Annotated in this window: 16 protein-coding genes; 13 read left to right on the top strand and 3 right to left on the bottom strand. The window is 74.5% G+C overall.

What is annotated here, in order from left to right; translation table 11 throughout:
• Window positions 1–2 precede the first annotated feature (2 nt).
• The gene (locus AB0B76_RS18745; protein WP_360376338.1) at window positions 3–2,891 is read left to right on the top strand and encodes an Hsp70 family protein; all 2,889 of its coding nucleotides are present in this window, start codon (window positions 3–5) and stop codon (window positions 2,889–2,891) included.
• Here AB0B76_RS18745 and AB0B76_RS18750 read toward each other — a convergent pair.
• Window positions 2,879–3,421 (bottom strand): sigma-70 family RNA polymerase sigma factor, encoded by a 543-nt coding sequence (locus tag AB0B76_RS18750; protein WP_360376340.1) that lies wholly within the window; start codon window positions 3,419–3,421, stop codon window positions 2,879–2,881. The genes AB0B76_RS18745 and AB0B76_RS18750 overlap by 13 nt on opposite strands.
• 111 nt (window positions 3,422–3,532) lie before the next feature.
• On the opposite strand from AB0B76_RS18750, the gene AB0B76_RS18755 reads away from it, so the two are divergent.
• Genes AB0B76_RS18755 through AB0B76_RS18770 form a run of 4 tightly spaced genes read left to right on the top strand, consistent with a single transcriptional unit; the run spans window position 3,533 to window position 8,740 of the window.
• Entirely contained in the window at window positions 3,533–6,244 is a 2,712-nt protein-coding gene (locus AB0B76_RS18755; RefSeq protein ID WP_360376343.1) for a BTAD domain-containing putative transcriptional regulator, read from the top strand.
• A complete protein-coding gene (locus AB0B76_RS18760; protein ID WP_360376345.1) occupies window positions 6,237–6,521 on the top strand; it encodes a hypothetical protein in 285 nt (94 codons plus the stop codon). Before AB0B76_RS18755 ends, AB0B76_RS18760 begins: the two co-directional genes overlap by 8 nt.
• A 3-nt stretch (window positions 6,522–6,524) precedes the next feature.
• Window positions 6,525–8,309, top strand: coding sequence for a RiPP maturation radical SAM C-methyltransferase (locus tag AB0B76_RS18765; RefSeq protein ID WP_360376348.1), 1,785 nt, complete (start codon window positions 6,525–6,527; stop codon window positions 8,307–8,309).
• Between the two features lie 38 nt (window positions 8,310–8,347).
• Complete coding sequence (locus AB0B76_RS18770) at window positions 8,348–8,740, top strand: DUF6294 family protein (protein WP_360376350.1); 393 nt, start codon at window positions 8,348–8,350, stop codon at window positions 8,738–8,740.
• 144 nt (window positions 8,741–8,884) lie between these two features.
• Here the strand turns inward: AB0B76_RS18770 and AB0B76_RS18775 are convergent, their stop codons facing one another.
• A complete protein-coding gene (locus AB0B76_RS18775) occupies window positions 8,885–9,592 on the bottom strand; it encodes an SDR family NAD(P)-dependent oxidoreductase (protein ID WP_360376352.1) in 708 nt (235 codons plus the stop codon).
• Between the two features lie 76 nt (window positions 9,593–9,668).
• On the opposite strand from AB0B76_RS18775, the gene AB0B76_RS18780 reads away from it, so the two are divergent.
• Together AB0B76_RS18780 and AB0B76_RS18785 are read left to right on the top strand one after the other, a co-directional pair.
• The gene (locus tag AB0B76_RS18780) at window positions 9,669–10,508 is read left to right on the top strand and encodes a LysR family transcriptional regulator (protein ID WP_360376354.1); all 840 of its coding nucleotides are present in this window, start codon (window positions 9,669–9,671) and stop codon (window positions 10,506–10,508) included.
• An 80-nt stretch (window positions 10,509–10,588) separates the two neighbouring features.
• Window positions 10,589–10,789, top strand: coding sequence for a hypothetical protein (locus tag AB0B76_RS18785; RefSeq protein WP_360376356.1), 201 nt, complete (start codon window positions 10,589–10,591; stop codon window positions 10,787–10,789).
• Here the strand turns inward: AB0B76_RS18785 and AB0B76_RS18790 are convergent.
• Entirely contained in the window at window positions 10,774–11,634 is an 861-nt protein-coding gene (locus tag AB0B76_RS18790; protein WP_360376358.1) for a LysR family transcriptional regulator, read from the bottom strand. The two genes, AB0B76_RS18785 and AB0B76_RS18790, sit on opposite strands and share 16 nt — an antisense overlap.
• A 70-nt stretch (window positions 11,635–11,704) precedes the next feature.
• On the opposite strand from AB0B76_RS18790, the gene AB0B76_RS18795 reads away from it, so the two are divergent.
• The 6 genes from AB0B76_RS18795 to AB0B76_RS18820 all read left to right on the top strand — a co-directional run bounded on the left by AB0B76_RS18795 (window position 11,705) and on the right by AB0B76_RS18820 (window position 17,253).
• On the top strand, window positions 11,705–12,589 hold the full coding sequence (locus AB0B76_RS18795) for an NAD(P)H-binding protein (protein ID WP_360376361.1): 885 nt from the start codon (window positions 11,705–11,707) through the stop codon (window positions 12,587–12,589).
• An 83-nt stretch (window positions 12,590–12,672) separates the two neighbouring features.
• Window positions 12,673–13,230: an MBL fold metallo-hydrolase gene (locus AB0B76_RS18800; RefSeq protein ID WP_360376364.1), complete on the top strand. Its 558-nt coding sequence runs from the start codon at window positions 12,673–12,675 to the stop codon at window positions 13,228–13,230.
• Between the two features lie 96 nt (window positions 13,231–13,326).
• Window positions 13,327–14,013 carry a response regulator transcription factor gene (locus AB0B76_RS18805; protein WP_360376367.1) on the top strand — a complete coding sequence of 229 codons (687 nt, stop codon included), beginning with the start codon at window positions 13,327–13,329 and terminating at the stop codon, window positions 14,011–14,013.
• A gap of 88 nt (window positions 14,014–14,101) precedes the next feature.
• On the top strand, window positions 14,102–14,740 hold the full coding sequence (locus AB0B76_RS18810) for a TetR family transcriptional regulator (protein WP_360376370.1): 639 nt from the start codon (window positions 14,102–14,104) through the stop codon (window positions 14,738–14,740).
• Between the two features lie 6 nt (window positions 14,741–14,746).
• Window positions 14,747–15,673: an ABC transporter ATP-binding protein gene (locus AB0B76_RS18815; RefSeq protein WP_360376373.1), complete on the top strand. Its 927-nt coding sequence runs from the start codon at window positions 14,747–14,749 to the stop codon at window positions 15,671–15,673.
• A complete protein-coding gene (locus AB0B76_RS18820; RefSeq protein ID WP_360376375.1) occupies window positions 15,670–17,253 on the top strand; it encodes an ABC transporter permease in 1,584 nt (527 codons plus the stop codon). The genes AB0B76_RS18815 and AB0B76_RS18820 overlap by 4 nt, the downstream gene beginning before the upstream one ends.
• Window positions 17,254–17,269: the final 16 nt, after the last annotated feature.

Genomic DNA, 17,269 nt, shown 5'->3' on the forward strand with positions numbered 1-17,269 from the left:
GGGTGCACACGCCCGGCCACCGTCTGACGATCGACTTCGGCACCTCGAACACGGTGGCGATGCTCGCCGGCACCGACGGGCGGGTGCGGCCGATGCTGTTCGACGCGTCGCCGCTGCTCAGCTCCGGGGTCCTCGCGTCGGGTACGGCGCTGCTGACCGGCGCCGACGCCGCGCGCGGGGCCCTCGCCGCGCCCGCGAGCTGGGAGCCGAACCCGAAGCAGCGCATCGACGACGGCACGGTCTGGCTCGGCGAGCGCGAGCTGCCGACCGTCGAGCTCATCGCGGCCGTCCTCGAACGGGTCGCCGAGGAGGTGCGGCGGGTCGCCGGGCAGGTCCCGCCGGACGTCGTCATCACCCATCCGAGCACCTGGCGGGCCGTCCGGCGGGGAATCCTCGCGCAGGCGGCGGCGCGGGCCGGGCTGGGGACCGTCGGCCTGGTCCCGGAGCCGGTCGCGGCGGCCGCCTACTTCACCACCGTCCTCGGCGAGCAGCTGCCCGAGGGCCGGTGCCTCGTCGTGTACGACCTCGGCGCGGGCACGTTCGACGTCAGCGTCGTGCGCCGGGCCGGCGACGGGTTCACGGTCCTCGCCGACGACGGGCTGCCGGACATCGGCGGGCTGTACCTCGACGCGCAGATCGTCGCGCACGCCCGGGCGCTCGCCCGCGACGCCGGCGACGGCGCGGCCGAGGCCTGGCAGCGGCTGGACCAGCCGGCCGGCAAGGTCGAACGGCGGGCCCGGCAGCAGCTGTTCAACGACGCCCGGGCGGCGAAGGAGCAGCTGTCCCGGCACCCGGCGGCCGACCTGCACGTGCCGCTGGCCGAGACCGACCTGCACCTGACCCGGGAGGAGTTCGAGCGGTTCGCCCGGCCCCACCTGGCCCGCACCGTGGAGCTGACCTCGACCCTGCTGCGCAGCACCGGCGTGCCCGCCGCGCACGTCAGCGGGGTGTTCCTCGTCGGCGGCGGGTCGCGGGTGCCGCTGGTGGCGACCCTGCTGCACCGGGCGCTGCGGGTGCCGCCGACGGTGCTGGACTCCCCCGAGCTCGTCGTCGCCGAGGGCGCGCTGCACGCCCCGGTCCGCCGCGGCGAGCCCGGCGCTCCCGAGACGACGGTCCGGCTCCGGCCGCCGGAGCCCGCCGCGGAGACGTTCGACTCGATCGACCAGCGCCTGCGCAGCCGGCAGCCGGGGGTCGCCGGGAAGGCCCGCGCGGCCCTGCTGGAACGGATCGCCGACCCGGACCGGCAGGTGGCCCGGCAGGCCCGCGAGCTGTGGTACGGCCGCGGCCTCGGCCCCATCCCGGCGAGCGGCCCGGGCGGGCGGACCTACCGGCGCCGGGCCGGGGGCGGCGACCCGATGATCGGCATCGACTTCGGCACGACGAACTCGATGGTGGCGGTCATCGAGCAGGGCGAGGCGCGGCTCGTACCGAACGCGGAGGGCGGCTTCGTGACCCCCAGCGTGGTCGCCATCACCGCCGACGGCACCACCCTCGTCGGCGCCGCCGCCCAGCGCCAGGCGGTGATGAACCCGCAGTACACGGTCCGCTCGGCGAAGCTGCGCCTGGGCACCGACTGGGCGATCGAGCGCGGCGACGTGCGGTACACGGCCCAGGACATCGCGACGCTCATCCTGGCGCGGCTGCACGCCGACGCGGAGGTCCACCTGGGCGGGCCGGTCCGGGCGGCGGTGATCACCGTGCCGGCGAACTTCGACCACGTCCAGCGCACCGCCCTGACCGAGGCCGCGGCCCGGGCCGGCCTGCCGGTGCAGCGGATCGTGAACGAGCCGACGGCGGCCTCCGTCACCTACGGGGTCCGCCGCGACGACGAACAGCTCGTGCTCGTCTTCGACCTGGGCGGCGGCACGTTCGACGTGTCGCTGGTCGAGATCGCCGAGGGCGTGCTGGAGATCAAGGCGACCGCCGGGGACAGCCACCTCGGCGGCGACGACTGGGACGGGCGCCTGACCGAGGAGCTGCACCGCCGGCTCGAGCTGCGGCAGGGCCTCAGCCTCGCCGGCGACCCCGCGGCCCGGCAGCGCCTGCGCGAGGCGGCCGAGGCGGCGAAGATCGAGCTGTCGTCGTCGAGCCGGGCCGAGATCTGGCTGCCGCACCTGCAGCACGGCGGGGACGGCCCGGTCCACCTGTACGAGACGGTCACCCGCGAGGAGTTCCAGGCGCTGACCCGCGACCTCCTCGAACGGTGCAAGGGCCCGATCGCGCGGGTGCTCGACGACGCGGCGGTCACCATCGCCGACGTCGACCAGGTAGTCCTCGTCGGCGGGGCGAGCCGCATGCCGGGCGTCGCCGATCTGGTCCGGGAGCTGACCGGCCGGGACCCGAACCGCGGCCTGGTGCCGGAGGGCGTCGCCGCCGGGGCGGCGCTGCAGGCCGGGGTCCTCGCCGGGGAGGTGACCCAGACGCTGCTGCTCGACGTCGCCGCCCTGTCCCTCGGGGTGCGCACGGTCGACGGCGCCGAGACGCTCATCGAGCGCAACACCACGATCCCGACGCGGCGGTCCGGGGTGTTCACCACCACGCACGACAACCAGAACATCGTCGTGTTCGGCATCGTGCAGGGCGACGACGGCGGCCGGCTCCTCGGCCGGCTCGAGCTCACCGGGGTGCCCCCGGCCCCGCGCGGGGTGCCACAGCTCGAGGTCACCTTCGACATCGACGCCAACGCGGCCCTCGTGGTCACGGTCAAGGACCTCGGCACGGACACCGAACGGTCCCTGACCATCGAGGCCGAGGCGATCCGCGCGGCGGCGGCCGGCCCGGAGCCCCCGGCGTCGGCGCTGCCGGCCCGCTGCGAGGTGACGGCGGCGCTGCCCACCCAGCCGTCCGGCGACCACGAGGCGGACGAGGACGTCTTCGCTCAGCCCGCGTAGGCCAGCGCGGCGAAGGCCTGGGTGCGGCGGGCCCGGGCGAGGCTGCGCGCGCGGTTGGGGCCGATCGCGCCCACCGGGATGCCCAGCGTCGCACTGATCTCGCGGTACGGCACCGGCGGGTCGCTGAACAGCATCGTCAGCAGCTGCCGGTCGCGGTGCGGGAGCTCGTCCAGCACGCGGTGGGCGGTCTCGTGCCGCAGGCCCGCGTCCAGGTCCACCTCCGGGGCCGGGTCGGCCGGGTCGGGCAGCTGCGCGGTGTCCACCGGGATCTGCCGCCCCAGCTGACGCAGCAGCATCAGGCACTCGTTGCGGCTCGTCGTCACCAGCCAGCCCGGCAGGGCCCGCGGCTCACGGATCTCCCGCAGCCCGGCCACCAGGCGCAGCCACACGGCCCCGCAGACGTCCTGGGCGTCGGCGCCGCGGATGGCGTACCGCGCGCAGATGCCGAGGATCAGGGGCGAGTAGCGCTCGACGATCTCGCGCCAGGCCTGCGAATCGTCGCGCGCGGCGCGTTCCAGGAGTGTTTGCATGGGAGGAGGGTTGCGGGGCCACCTGTTCGGCGACCTTGCGCCAACCTTGCGGGGCATTCACAGGCCGGACCGGGTCGGCGACCATTGAGGTGGGAGGGGGACCCCATCGGCATGGAGTTCCGGCTGTTCGGCGAGGTCCGGCTGGTCGCGGCCGGGCGGTTTCTCGATGTCGGCGCGCCGCGGCAGCAGGCGGTGCTGGCCGCGCTCGCCGTCGACGCGGGCCGGCCCGTGCCCATCGAGGCGATCGTCGACCGGGTGTGGGGCGACGAGCCGCCCGCCGAGGCGCGCAACGTGCTCTACTCGCACCTGAGCCGGCTGCGGCACCTGCTGCGCCAGACCGGGGAGCCGGCCGCGATCGAGCGGCGCACCGCCGGGTACCTGCTCGACGTACCGCCGGAAACGGTGGACCTGCACCGGTTCGCCGCGCTCGTGCAGACCGGCCGGGCGGCGGCGCTCGCCGAGGCGCTGCGGCTGTGGCACGGGCCGCCGCTCGCCGGGATCGGCGGCGAATGGGCCGACAACGTGCGCACGGCCTGGCACCGGCGGCGGCTCGACGCGCTGGTGCAGTGGGGCGAGCTGCAGCTGCGGCTCGGCCACGCCGGCGAGGTCGCGGCGACGGTGGCCGACCTGACCGCCGAGTACCCGCTCGCCGAGCGGCTCGAGGCGATCCTCCTGCGCGCGCTGCTCGCCGACGGGCGGGGCGCGGAGGCGCTCGAGCGCTACGGCGAGGTGCGGCGGCGCCTCGCCGACGAGCTCGGCACCGAGCCCGGTCCGGAGCTGCGGGCCCTGCACGCCACGATGCTGGCCGGCGCGGCCCCGGTACCGGCGGCCGCACCGAACCACACCGTCGTCACGCCCGCGCAGCTGCCGCCCGACGTGCGCGGGTTCGCCGGCCGCGAGGCCGAGCTGCACATGCTCGACGAGCTGCAGGGCGGGGGGCCCGTGGTGCTGTCGGGCACCGCCGGTGTCGGCAAGACGACGCTCGCCGTGCACTGGTCGCACCGGGTCCGGGGCGCGTTCCCCGGCGGGCAGCTCTACGTCAACCTGCGCGGCTTCGACCCGGGCGGCGCACCCGTCACACCGGCCCAGGCCGTCCGCGACTTCCTGGACGCGCTGGACGTGCCCGCGAGCCGCCGCCCGTCCAGTCTCGAGGCGCAGATCGGGCTGTACCGCAGTCTCCTGGCCGACCGCCGGCTGCTCGTCGTGCTCGACAACGCCCGCGACGCCGGCCAGGTGCGCCCGCTGCTGCCCGGCGCGCCCGGCTGCCAGGTGCTGGTGACCAGCCGCGACGAGCTCGTCGGGCTCGTCGCCGAGGGAGCGCGGCCGGTACCGCTGGATCTGCTCGGCACCGAGGAGGCGCACGCGGTGCTGCGCGAGCGGCTCGGCCGGGCGCGCGTGGACGCCGAGCCGGCCGCCGTCGCGGAGATCGCCGAGCTGTGCGCCCGGCTGCCGCTGGCGCTCGCGGTGGTGGCGGCCCGGGCCGCGACCCGGCCCGCGTTCCGCCTCGCCGACCTGGCCGGCCAGCTGCGCGCCGCGCGCGGCGGCCTCGACGAGTTCGCCGGGGCCGACCCGGCCACCGACCCGCGCGCGGTGTTCTCGTGGTCGTACCTGCGGCTGAGCCCGGCCGCGGCCCGGCTGTTCCGGCTCCTGGGCCTGCATCCGGGGCCCGACGCCGGGGTGCGCGCGGCGCTGGCGCTGGACAAGGCGGCCCGGCCCGCGCTGGCCGAGCTGACCCAGGCGCACCTGCTGACCGAGGTCCGCCCGGGCCGGTACGCCTGCCACGACCTGTTGCGCAGCTACGCGGCCGAGCTGGTCGCAGAGACGGACGGCGCCGAAGAGCGCGCGGCGGCGACGCAGCGGCTGCTCGCCTACTACCGGCACAGCGCCTACCTCGCCGACGGGTTCATCGACCCGCGCCGCGAGGTGCCGCCCGAGCCGGCCCCGCTGCCGGAGGGCGTCGAGCCGGAGCGGATCGTCACGCACGCGGAGGCGCTGGCGTGGTTCACGGCGGAGCGGCCGGTGCTGCTGCGGGCGGTACACCAGCCGCCCCGCTTCGACCGCGAGGTCTGGGAGCTCGTCTGGGCGTCGCGGCGTTTCCTGGCGCTGCAGGGCCACTGGCACGACGGCAACGCGGTGCTGGGCGTGGCGCTGGAGGCGGCCCGCCGGTTGGACGACGGGCTGAAGCAGGCCTTCGCGCACTGTTTCCTCGGGTGTACCGGCGTGTGGCTGGACCGCTACGACGAGGCCGGCGAGCAGCTCGACGCCGCGCTGGCGCTCTACGCCGCCGGCGGCGACCGGATCGGCCAGGCCTACACGCAGCACTACTGGGCCTGGCTGCTCGAGCGCCAGGAACGCCCGGCCGAGGCGCTCGCCCACGCCGAGCGGGCGCTGGAGCTCTTCGGCGCGGCCGGGCACCGCGCCGGCCAGGCGAAGGCGCGTAACGCGGTCGGGTGGCTGCACGCCCTGCTCGGCGACCACACCGCCACCGTCCACCACTGCCGCCAGGCCCTGGCCCTGCAGCAGGAGCTCGGCGACGGGCTCGGGGCCGCGCAGACGTGGCACAGCCTCGGATTCGCATACAGCGCGATGGGCGACGACACCCAGGCGATTCTGTGCTACAAATCCGCGGAGGACCTGTTCCACCGTTCCGGATATCTCTTCAACGAAGCGCTCGTCCTGACCGCATCAGCCGATATCCACGCCTCGTCCGGCCGTCACGACCAGGCCCGCGCCGACCTGCGCCGGGCCTACGACATCCTGCGCCGGCTCGGCCATCCCACCGCCGACGAGGTACGCGCGAAACTGGAGGATTCTCATGACTGAGCCCGAAGTCCAGCCCACCGACGAGGATCTCACCGCCCTCTACGCCACGCTCGCCGCGCTCGACCTGCCGGCCCCGCAGCGGCTGCTGCTCAACAGCATCGTCGCGATCGCCCAGGACATGACGCACGTGGACGAGTCCATCCAGGAGCAGTTCGCGCAGAGCTTCACGGCGGGCCCGGCCGCGACGCTGGCGAGCTACGCGCACGGCGGGCCGCTGCTCATCAGCCGCTCGGCGAGCGGCCACGCCGCGCTGATCAGCCGGCTGATCAGCCGCTGACCCGTGCCGGTCACCCCGGCGGCCGGGCCGATCGTCCTGGTGGCCATGCCGTTCCTGCACGCCGACCGCCCGTCGATCCCGCTCGGGCTGCTCAAGGCGGTCGGCGTGGCCCGCGGCTTCCCGGTGCGCACCCTGCACGCCTGCCTGGACTTCGCCGCCCGCCTCGGCCCCGACTACTACGCCCTGCTGGCCGACCACCGCGGCCGGCAGGTCGGCGACTGGCTGTTCTCCGTCGAGGCGTTCGGGGCCGGCGCGCCCGACCCCGACGGCCGGCGGCTGCTGAGGGCCTTCGGCGACGAGCTCGGCTACCTCGGCGACCGGCTGCCGGCCATCCGCGACCACGACGTCCCCGCGTTCCTCGACGAGCTCGAGCGCGAGCTCGCCGACGCCGCGATCGTCGGCTTCAGCGCGACGTTCCAGCAGAGCGTCGCCTCGTTCGCGCTCGCCCGGCGGCTCAAGCGGCGCCGCCCCGGCGTGGTGACGATCTTCGGCGGCGCGAACTTCGACGGCCCGATGGGCCCGGCCCTGGCGCGCTCGCTCGACGTGATCGACTACGCGGTCGTGGGCGAGGGCGACGACGCGTTCCCGGCGCTGCTCGACGCCCTGGCCAAGGGCGAGGACCCGGCGGCGGTACCAGGGGTGGCGACCCGGTCCCGCCACACTCCCCCGGCCCCGCCCCGGCCGCACCTCGACGACCTGCCGGTGCCGGACTACGACGAGTACTTCACCCGCGCCGCCGGCCTCGGCCTGCCGGTCGAGCACGTCGCGCTGCCGTTCGAGTCGGCCCGCGGCTGCTGGTGGGGGGCCCGGCACCACTGCACCTTCTGCGGCCTCAACGCGACCACGATGGCGTTCCGCGCCAAGTCGCCGGAGCGCGTGCTGGCCGAGCTCGACGCCCAGTCCCGCCGCCACCGCACGTTCCGCTTCGAGGCGGTCGACAACATCCTCGGCCCGCGGCTGCTGCGCGAGCTCGTCCCGGCCCTCGCCGACCGCGAGTACCAGCTGTTCTACGAGGTGAAGGCCAACCTCGACCGCGCCCAGCTCCGCGGCCTGGCCCAGGCCGGCGTGACCCGGCTGCAGCCCGGCCTGGAGTCGCTGAGCTCGGCGGTGCTGCGCCGCATGGACAAGGGCGTGCGCGCGGCCCAGAACGTGAACCTGCTGCGCTGGGCGCGGTACTACGGCATCGACATCGGCTGGAACATCCTCTGGGGCTTCCCGGGTGAGACCGCGGCCGACTACGCGGCCCAGACCGCGCTCGTGCCGCACCTGGCGCACCTGGCGCCCCCGGCCGACGCCGGCCCGGTCTGGCTGGAGCGCTTCAGCCCCCTGTTCACGACATTCGCGAAGCGCCCGGAGGAGAGCTACTCCTACGTGTATCCGTCCACTGTAGACCTGGACGAGGTCGCCTACTTCTTCGACTACGATCCGGTCACCGCGGTCGACCCGGCCGTCTACGCGGCCCTGCGGGACGCGGTCGCGGCCTGGACCGCACGCTGGCGCGAGCCGGAGCCACCGCTGCTGGTGTACCGCGCGGCGCCGGGCTTCCTGCAGATCTACGACACCCGCGACCCGGCGGCGACGGGCACGTACACCTTCCGCGACACCCTGGCCACGATCTACCTCGCCTGCTCGGCCCGCCCGCGCACCCTGCACGGCCTCCGGCGCGACCTGGCCCTGCCGGCGGCCACGATCGCGGCCGCGTTCAAGGGCTTCGCCGAGCGCGGCCTCATGATGCTGGACGAGGACCGCGCCCTGTCCCTGGCCCTGCCGGCGACCCCGGGCCGCTGAGCCCGTATCAACCCCGCCCCGCGGCGCATCCGCACGGTATGGACAGTTCGGTCATCATCGAGGCGCTGGGCACCGCCGGCCCGCCCGGGCGGTACCGCTGGGACCCGCTGTCCCGGGACGGCAGCACCCTGACCGCGGCGTGCGAGCTGGCGCCGGACGGCACGGCGGCCTTCGACGCGACCGCGACCGCCGACCGCCCCGGCGGCGCCTGGGTGATCTGGCACGTGGACCTGCTGGACCGCGACGGCTTCATCATCGGCTCCCTGGCGCGCGAGTCCCCCGTCGACGGCGACTGGCGCAAGTTCCTGCTGCCGATGCCGCGGCCGCGGGCCCGGTACCGCGCCCAGGCGCGCGCCACCTTCGACGCGTCGCTGTGGCCGTCGCTGGAGCGCCTGAAGCTGTACGCCTCGCTGGCCCGGCCCGTTCGTTGACCCCGCTGGGCGAAGCAGGACCCCGCCTGTCCGCGGGGACGTCTTCATCGCGGGCTCGTCGATCGACCTGGTACTCGCGATCTCGGGCGGCTCGGGGCACGGGTAGGGGCTCCGATGCCCTGCGCCGGGAGTCCGGGTGCGGTGTCACCAGGGTACGACGCCCTCGTCGTCGAAGAAGCCGCCGCTCGGGCCGTCGTCCGGGAGGGTGGCGAGGTGGATGGCGATCGCCGCGCCCTGGGCGGCGGTGCGCACGCCGCGGAACCCGTTCAGGTCCGTCGCGCAGTAGCCCGGGCAGCCCGCGTTGACGAGGACGGCGGTGTCGTGCAGCTCCTTGGCGTACTGCAGCGTCACCGCGTTCAGGAAGGACTTCGACGGCGCGTAGGCCACCGACAGCGGGCCCATGTCGCCCGCGGCCTGGCGGGTCAGCGAGCCCACTGAGCTCGACATGTTCACGATCCGCGGCGCCGGGGACTCGCGCAGCAGCGGCAGGAACGCGTTCGTCACGCGTACGACGCCGACGACGTTCGTCTCCACCGCGCGCCGGATCGCGTCCAGGTCGGCCAGGGTCGGCTGCTGCGGCATCCCGCCGGTCACGCCCGCGTTGTTCACGAGCACGTCGAGCCGCGACAGCGACGCGGCCGCCGCCGAGACGCTGGCGTCGGAGGTCACGTCCAGCGGTACCTCGAACGCGTCCACGCCGGCCGCGTGCAGCTTGGCGAGCGCGTCGGCGAGCCGCTCGGCGTCGCGCGCGCCCACCCCCACGCGGAAGCCGAGCGCGCCCAGGCCGGCCGCGATCTCGTACCCGATGCCCTTGTTCGCGCCGGTCACCAGCGCCACTTTCGATTCGGTCATGCATCCGATCCTGGCCGTGGCGTGCGAGACGCGACAACACCGATGCGGTCGGCAGCGATACCCTCAGAGTATTGATATGGAGACCCGGGAGCTGCGGTACTTCATCGCCGTCGCCGAGGAGCTGCACTTCGGCCGCGCCGCCCAGCGCCTCGGCATCGCGCAGCCGCCGCTGTCGCGCGCCATCCGGCAGCTGGAACGGCGGCTCGGGGTGGCGTTGCTGGAGCGCACCAGCCGTACCGTCGCCCTGACCGAACCCGGAGCGGTCCTGCTGCGCGAGGGGCGCGCGGCGCTCGAGGCCGTCGAGGCCGCCGCCCGGCGCACCCGGCGCGCCGCGGCCCCCGACCCCGGCATCGTGCTCGTCACCAAGGCCGGCGCGTCGGGCGAGCTGCTCGCGAAGCTCCTGGACGCGTACGCCGCCGAGCCCGGCGCCGTCCCCGTCGACGTCCAGCTGTGCGGCATCGGCGAGCAGGAGCGCTTCCTGCGCGACGGGCGCGCCGACGTGGCACTGCTGCACCTGCCCTACGACGAACCGACCGGCCTCGACACCGAGACCCTGACCGTGGAGAGCCAGGTCGTGGTGCTGCCGGCCGGCCACCCCCTCACCACCCGGCCGAGCCTGCGCATGGACGAGATCGCCGACCTGCCGGACCTGCCGCTGCCCCGCTGGCCCGAGCCCGACGGCACCTACAAGCCCGGCCGCGGCCCGGAGATCAAGGGCAATTCGCAGCTGTACCAGCTGATAGCACTCGGCCGCACCTGCGCCGTCCTCCCGGACTCGGCCCGCACCCACCTGCGCCGCGACCTCGTCGCCGTGCCGCTGCTGGACGCCCCGGCCATCACGACCCTGATCGCGTGGCCCCCGCACAGCCGCTCCCGCGCGGTCGCCGACCTCGTGCGCGCGGCGACCCGGCTGTAATCCTGCGCCTCCGGCGCGGCGGGGGCTCCCACCCGCACCCCCATGGCCGCGGGCGCCCGGTTCGAGGTCGCGCCTGCGGGGTGAGGTGCGAATTCGTCACAACCGGCTCCCCGGACAGCACGCAGATCGCCTACGTGCACAACGAGACGGTCTGGGTCATGAACGCCGACGGCACCGGCACCTTCCGCACCGGCACGTCCGGCGGCGCCGCGTCCGAGGTCCTCGCCCCGTCCGCGTGCGTGAGCCAGGACGCCCCGCTGGCCGGCTACATCACCGGCTGAACCTCCAGCACCGCCGCCTGAGCCGTCCGCACGAACGCGGCCACCGCCGCCGAGCGCGACGTTGCCGGCCACACCACCTTGAGCGTCACCGGTTCCAGCTCCGCCACCGGCCGATACGCGGTTCCCGGACGCGGAAAGCGCCGCGCCACGAACTCCGGCAGGAACCACACGAACCCGCTCACCTCGACCAGGTTGAAGATCTGGGAGAGGTCGTACGACCGGATCGTTCCCTCCGGCGGCGCCGCCATACGGCCGCGATCGGCCGGGGTACCGTCCGGCAGCCTCCGCCCCGCGAGGTCGGCCAGGCGCAGGCTCGTGCGCGCGGCGAGCGGATCGGCCGCCGCCAGCGCCACCACGCACGCGCTCGTGATGAGCGGCTCGGTGTCCAGCCCGCGCTCGTCGAACGGCGTCGGCAGCAGTGCCACGTCGGCCCGCCCGTCGTGCAGCGCCGGTACCTGTTCCCCGCGCCCGCCGAGCAGCAGTTCGACCGGCAGCACGTCGTACGCGTCGAGAATCCGCGGCAGCAGCCCGGCGTCGTAGTCCGCCTTGAGCGCGAGCCGCAGCGCCGGCACCGGTTGCCCGGCCCGCCGCGCCCGCCGCTGCGCCGCCGCGACGGCGTCGAGCGCGACCCGCGCATCGTCCAGGAACACCGCCCCGGCCGCGGTCAGCGCGACCTGCCGCGTGGTTCGTTCCAGCAGTTGTACCCCGAGCCGGCGCTCCAGTTCGCGGATGGCGCGCGAGAGCGGCGGCTGCGCCATGCCGAGCCGCTCGGCGGCCCGCCCGAAGTGCCGCTCCTCGGCCACGGCGACGAAGTACCGCAGCTGCCGCGTCTCGAGATCACTCATATCGCCAGGGTATCAATCGAGACGGAGACGATCCTTCAGCTCCGGCCCGGTCCCGCGTTCACTGAGGGACATGATCGTTGTCACCGCTCCTACCGCCAACATCGGCTCCCGGCTCGTCCAGGACCTCCTCGACGCCGGCGCACCCGTCCGCGTCGTGGCCCGCGACCCGGCGCGCCTGGCCCCCGGCGTGGCCGGCCGCGTCGAGATCGTCCGCGGCTCCCACGCCGACCCGGCCGTCGTGGCCGAGGCGTTCGCCGGCGCCGACGCGGTCTTCTGGCTGGTGCCGGCCGACCCGCGCGCGGGCTCGCTCGACGAGGCGTACTCCGGCTTCGCCCGCCCCGGCATCGAGGCGTTCGCGGCGCACAAGGTCGGCCGCGTGGTCGGCGTGTCGGCGCTCGGGCGCGGCACACGGGTCGCGGACCGGGCCGGCCACGTCACCGCCACGCTCGCCATGGACGACCTGATCGCGGCCACGGGCGTGCCGTACCGCGCGCTGTGCATGCCCTCGTTCATGGACAACACACTGCGCCAGATCGCCCCGATCACCTCCCTGGGCGTCTTCTACGGCCCGTCGCGGCCGAACCACCCGTCGCCGGCGGTCGCCACGAGGGACATCGCCGCGGTCGCGGCCCGGCTGCTGCTCGACGAGGGCTGGACCGGCTTCGAGGAGGTGCCGGTGCTGGGCCCGGAGGACATCACGTACGACGAGATGGCCGCCACGATCTCCGGCGTCCTGGGCCGCCCGGTGCGCTACGAACAGCTCCCGGGCGAGACGTTCAAGGCCGGCATGCTGGCCCGCGGCATCTCCGAACCGATGGCCCAGGGCCTGCTGGACATGGCCGTGGCGAAGAACGAGGGCCTCGACCACGGCGTCGCGCGCACCCCGCGGTGGAGCACCCCGACCACGTTCCGCCAGTGGTGCACGGACGTCCTCAGGCCCGCCGCCGGCGCCTGACGCCGCGAGGTGGCAGGAATCTAGCCCGACCGGGCCGTCCGAAGCCTCGCGAGGCGGGCGCCCCGCGGCGGATGCTGGCGGGTATGACCGCTGTTGTCTCCCTGCTGCACACCGGGTACGTCGGCGACACCGTCGCCAGCACCGTGGCCTTCGTCCGCGACGGCGACCGCCTGATCGTGACCGACCCCGGCATGGTCCGCGACCGCTCCCTGATTCTCGGCCCCCTACGCGCGCTGGGGGTCGAGCCGGGCGACGTCACCGACGTGGTGTTCAGCCACCACCATCCCGACCACACGCTCAACGCGGCCCTGTTCCCGGCGGCGCGTTTCCACGACCACTGGGCGATCTACCACGGCGACGTGTGGGAGGACCGCGACGCCGAGGGGTACGAGCTGAGCCCGTCGGTGCGGCTCATCCGTACCCCCGGCCACACCCCGCAGGACATCACGACCCTCGCGACCACGGCCGACGGCGTGGTCGCCTTCACCCACCTGTGGAACACGGCCACGTCGGTCGGCGACGCGTACGCGACGGACCTGGACGCGCTGCACGCGGGCCGCGAGCGGGTGATCGCCCTGGCCGCCCTCATCGTGCCCGGCCACGGGCCGGCCTTCACCCCGGACGCGTCGACGCCGCGCTGAGGCCGGCGGCGAGCCCCCGCCGCGCCGCAGCGATTCAGGATTGGTTCAGGATCGCGGTGTGAACCTACGGTTTCGCGTGGACGAAGGGTGGGCGTTGTGCGGGTGCTCGTGGTCGAAGACGAGGTGAACCTGGCCGAGACGATCCGGGACGGGCTCGGCGGCGAGGGGTTCACCGTGGACCTCGTGCACACCGGGGTCGACGGGCTCTGGGCCGCCACCGAGACGCCGCACGGGGCCTACGACGCGATCATGCTCGACATCATGCTGCCGGGGCTGTCCGGGTACGAGGTGTGCCGGCAGCTGCGGCAGCGGCAGGTCTGGACGCCCGTGCTCATGCTCACCGCGAAGGACGGCGAGTACGACCAGGCCGACGCGTTCGATCTCGGCGCCGACGACTATCTCACCAAGCCGTTCTCGTTCGTGGTACTGGTGGCCCGGCTGCGGGCGCTGATCCGGCGCGGGGCGCCGCAGCGGCCGGTCGTGCTCAGCGCGGGCGATCTGCGGCTCGACCCGGTGCAGCGGCGCGTCACCCGCGGTACCGACGAGATCGCCGTCACCGCGAGGGAGTTCGCGCTGCTCGAGTTCATGCTCCGCCACCCCGGCGACGTGCTCAGCCGCACGGCGATCATCGAGAACGTGTGGGACGCCCACTTCGACGGGGACCCCAACATCGTCGAGGTCTACGTGGGCTACCTGCGCAAGAAGATCGATCATCCGTACGGCCGGACCGCCATCCGCACCGTGCGCGGCGCCGGGTACCGCCTCGACCCCGAGGGCGGCTGAACGGGGGCCTTGCGAGGACGCTATACGCGCGTATAGTCGGCTACTGGAGTGAGTAGTCGGCAATACGTGCGTATAGGGGTGATCGCTCATGACGGATCCGGCCACCGAGGACCTCACGGCCCGGGCGCGGATCCGGGACGCCGCCATCCGGCTCTTCGCCGACCGCGGGATGGACGCCACCACCGTGCGGGACATCGCGCAGGCCGCCGGGGTGTCGCCGGGACTGCTCCGGCACCACTTCGGGTCCAAGGAGGGCCTGCGCGAGGCGTGCGACCAGTACGTGCTCGACCGGTCGATGGGGATCAAGGAGGAGCTCCTCCTCGACGGGAAGCTGGCCAAGCCCGGATTCATGCCGTCGGTCCATCCGACCGTGATGCTGATGTACCGGTACGTCACCCGGGCCCTGCTCGACGGCTCGCCCGCCGCCGCAGCGCTGTTCGACCACATGGTGGTCATCGCCGAGCAGTGGATCGACAAGATGGCGCCCAACGTCAGCCAGGACCGCCGCGGCTACGCGACAGTCCTGATCGGCATGCAGTCGGGCCTGCTCGCCATGCACGAACACGTCTCGCGCAACCTCGGCGCCGACATGTTCGCCACCGAGGGCTACACGCGCCTGGTCGGCGCGATGGTCGACTTCTACTCCAGCACACTGCTCGATCCCGATCTCGCCGCCCAGGCCCACCGGGCCATGCAGGAGCTGCGGGACAACGCAAAGGAGCAATGAGCAACCATGACCGAGGCGATCCGCGTCGACGCACTGGTCAAAACGTTCGGGCGCACCCGTGCGCTCGACGGGCTGGATCTGTCGGTGCAGACGGGGGAGGTACACGGCTTCCTCGGACCCAACGGCGCCGGAAAGTCCACCACCATCCGCGTGCTGCTCGGCCTGCTGCACCCCGATTCGGGCACCGCCACCCTGCTCGACGGCGACCCGGCCAAGGACGCGGACCGGCTGCACCGCCGCCTCGCGTACGTGCCCGGCGACGTCACGCTCTGGCCCAGCCTCTCCGGCGGCGAGGTCATCGACCTGCTCGGCCGGCTCCGCGGCGGGCTCGACCCCGCGCGCCGCAAGGAGCTGCTGGAGCGCTTCGACCTCGACCCGACGAAGAAGGGCCGCACGTACTCGAAGGGCAACCGCCAGAAGGTCGCGCTCGTGGCCGCGCTCGCCTCGGACGTCGAGCTCCTGCTGCTCGACGAGCCGACGTCCGGCCTCGACCCGCTCATGGAGGAGGTCTTCCGCGAGGTGATCCGCGAGGAGCAGCGGCGCGGCGACCGCACGGTGCTGCTGTCCAGCCACATCCTGGCCGAGGTCGAGGCGCTGTGCGACCGGGTCACCATCATCCGCGAGGGCCGGGCCGTCGAGACCGGGACGCTGCAGAGCCTGCGGCACCTGACCCGGACGTCGATCCAGGCCGAGCTGGCCGGGCCGGTCGACGGCCTGGGTGAGCTCCCGGGCGTGCACGACCTGGAGGCCCACAACGGTACCGTCAAGTTCAGCGTCGACAACGCCGAGCTCGACGGCGTCCTGCGCAAGCTCGCCGCGGCCGGCGTGCGGGGACTGACGAGCCAGCCGCCGACGCTGGAGGAGCTGTTCCTGCGCCACTACGACCGCGCGGCGGCCAACGGCGGCAAGCAGCGCACGGGGGCCGCACGATGATGACCGGCACCGGCGCCCTGGCCCGTCTCGCCCTGCGGCTCGACCGCGTCCGGCTCACCGTGTGGGTGCTCGGGCTCGCCGTCATGCCGATGGGCACCGCGGCCAACTACCAGAAGTTGTACCCGACCGAGGCCGACCTGCAGGCCGTGAGCGGCGTGCTGTCCAACCCGTCCCTCGTCGCGCTGAGCGGCCCGCTGTTCGGGGTGTCCATCGGCGCGCTCACCGCCTGGAAGATCGGCATCACCGAGTTCATCCTCATCGGGCTCATGAGCGTGCTGACGGTCATCCGGCACACCCGCACCGAGGAGGAGACCGGCCGCCTGGAGCTGCTGCGGGCCACGGTCATCGGGCGGTACGCCCCGTTGACCGCCGCGCTCCTGGTGACCGTCGCCGCCGACGTCGCGATCGGGCTGCTCGCCGCGCTCGGGCTGATCGGCGTCGGGCTCGACCCGGCCGGCGCGCTCGCGTTCGGCCTCGCCACCACGCTGTTCGGGGTGCTGTTCGCGGCCGTCGCCGCCGCGACCGCGCAGCTGACCCAGGGCGCCCGCGCCGCGACCGGGATCGCCGGCGCCGTGCTCGGCGGCACCTACCTGCTGCGGGCCGTCGGCGACACCGGCCCGACCGCGCTGAGCTGGCTCTCCCCCACCGGCTGGGCCCTGCACATGCGGCCCTTCGCGGGCGAGCGCTGGTGGGTCGCCCTGCTGTTCGTGGCGTTCGCGGTGCTGTTCGGGATCATCGGGTACACCCTCGTGGACCGCCGTGACGTGGGCGCCGGACTGCTGGCCGACCGCCCCGGCCCGGCCCGGGCCGCCCCCGCCCTGCGCAGCTCGCTCGCCCTGGCGTGGCGGCTGCACCGGGGACTCCTGATCGGCTGGGTGGTCGCGCTGGCGGCCAGCGGGGCCGTGATGGGTGGCGCCGCCTCCGGCATCGGCAACCTCCAGTCGCCCAACCAGCAGCTGACCGACATCCTGACCCGGATGGGCGGGCGGGCCGGGCTCACCGACGCGTTCCTCGGCGCCATCTACGGCATCATCGGCCAGCTCGTCGCGGCGTACACGATCCAGGCAACGCTGCGCCTGCGCCAGGAGGAGAGCAGCGGCCGCGTCGAGGCGCTCCTGGCCACCCGCGTCGGCCGGCTCCGCTGGGCGGGGAGCCACCTGACGTTCGCGGTCGCGGGCACCGCACTGCTGCTGGCCGTTGCCGGGGTGGCGGGCGGCATCGTGTACGGCGCGCAGGTCCACGACGTCGGCGGCCAGACCGCCCGGCTGCTCGGCGCCGCGCTGGTACAGCTGCCGGCGGCGCTCGTGCTCGCCGGGCTCGGCACCGCGCTGATCGGCCTCGCGCCGCGGCTGAGCACGCTGACGTGGGCGGCGCTCATCGTGTCGGTGCTGCTGGTGGAGCTGGGGGCGCTGTTCGGCCTGAACCAGTACGTGCTCGACGTGACCCCGTTCGCGCACGTGCCGAAGCTGCCGGGCGCCGCGTTCACGGCGGCGCCGGTGGTGTGGCTGACGGTGGTCGCACTGGCCCTGGGCGCGGCGGGCCTGGCCGGCCTGCGGCGAAGGGACATGCCCGCGACCTGATCCGGGGCGGACAGGG

The organism is Dactylosporangium sp. NPDC049140 (genome assembly GCF_040648435.1).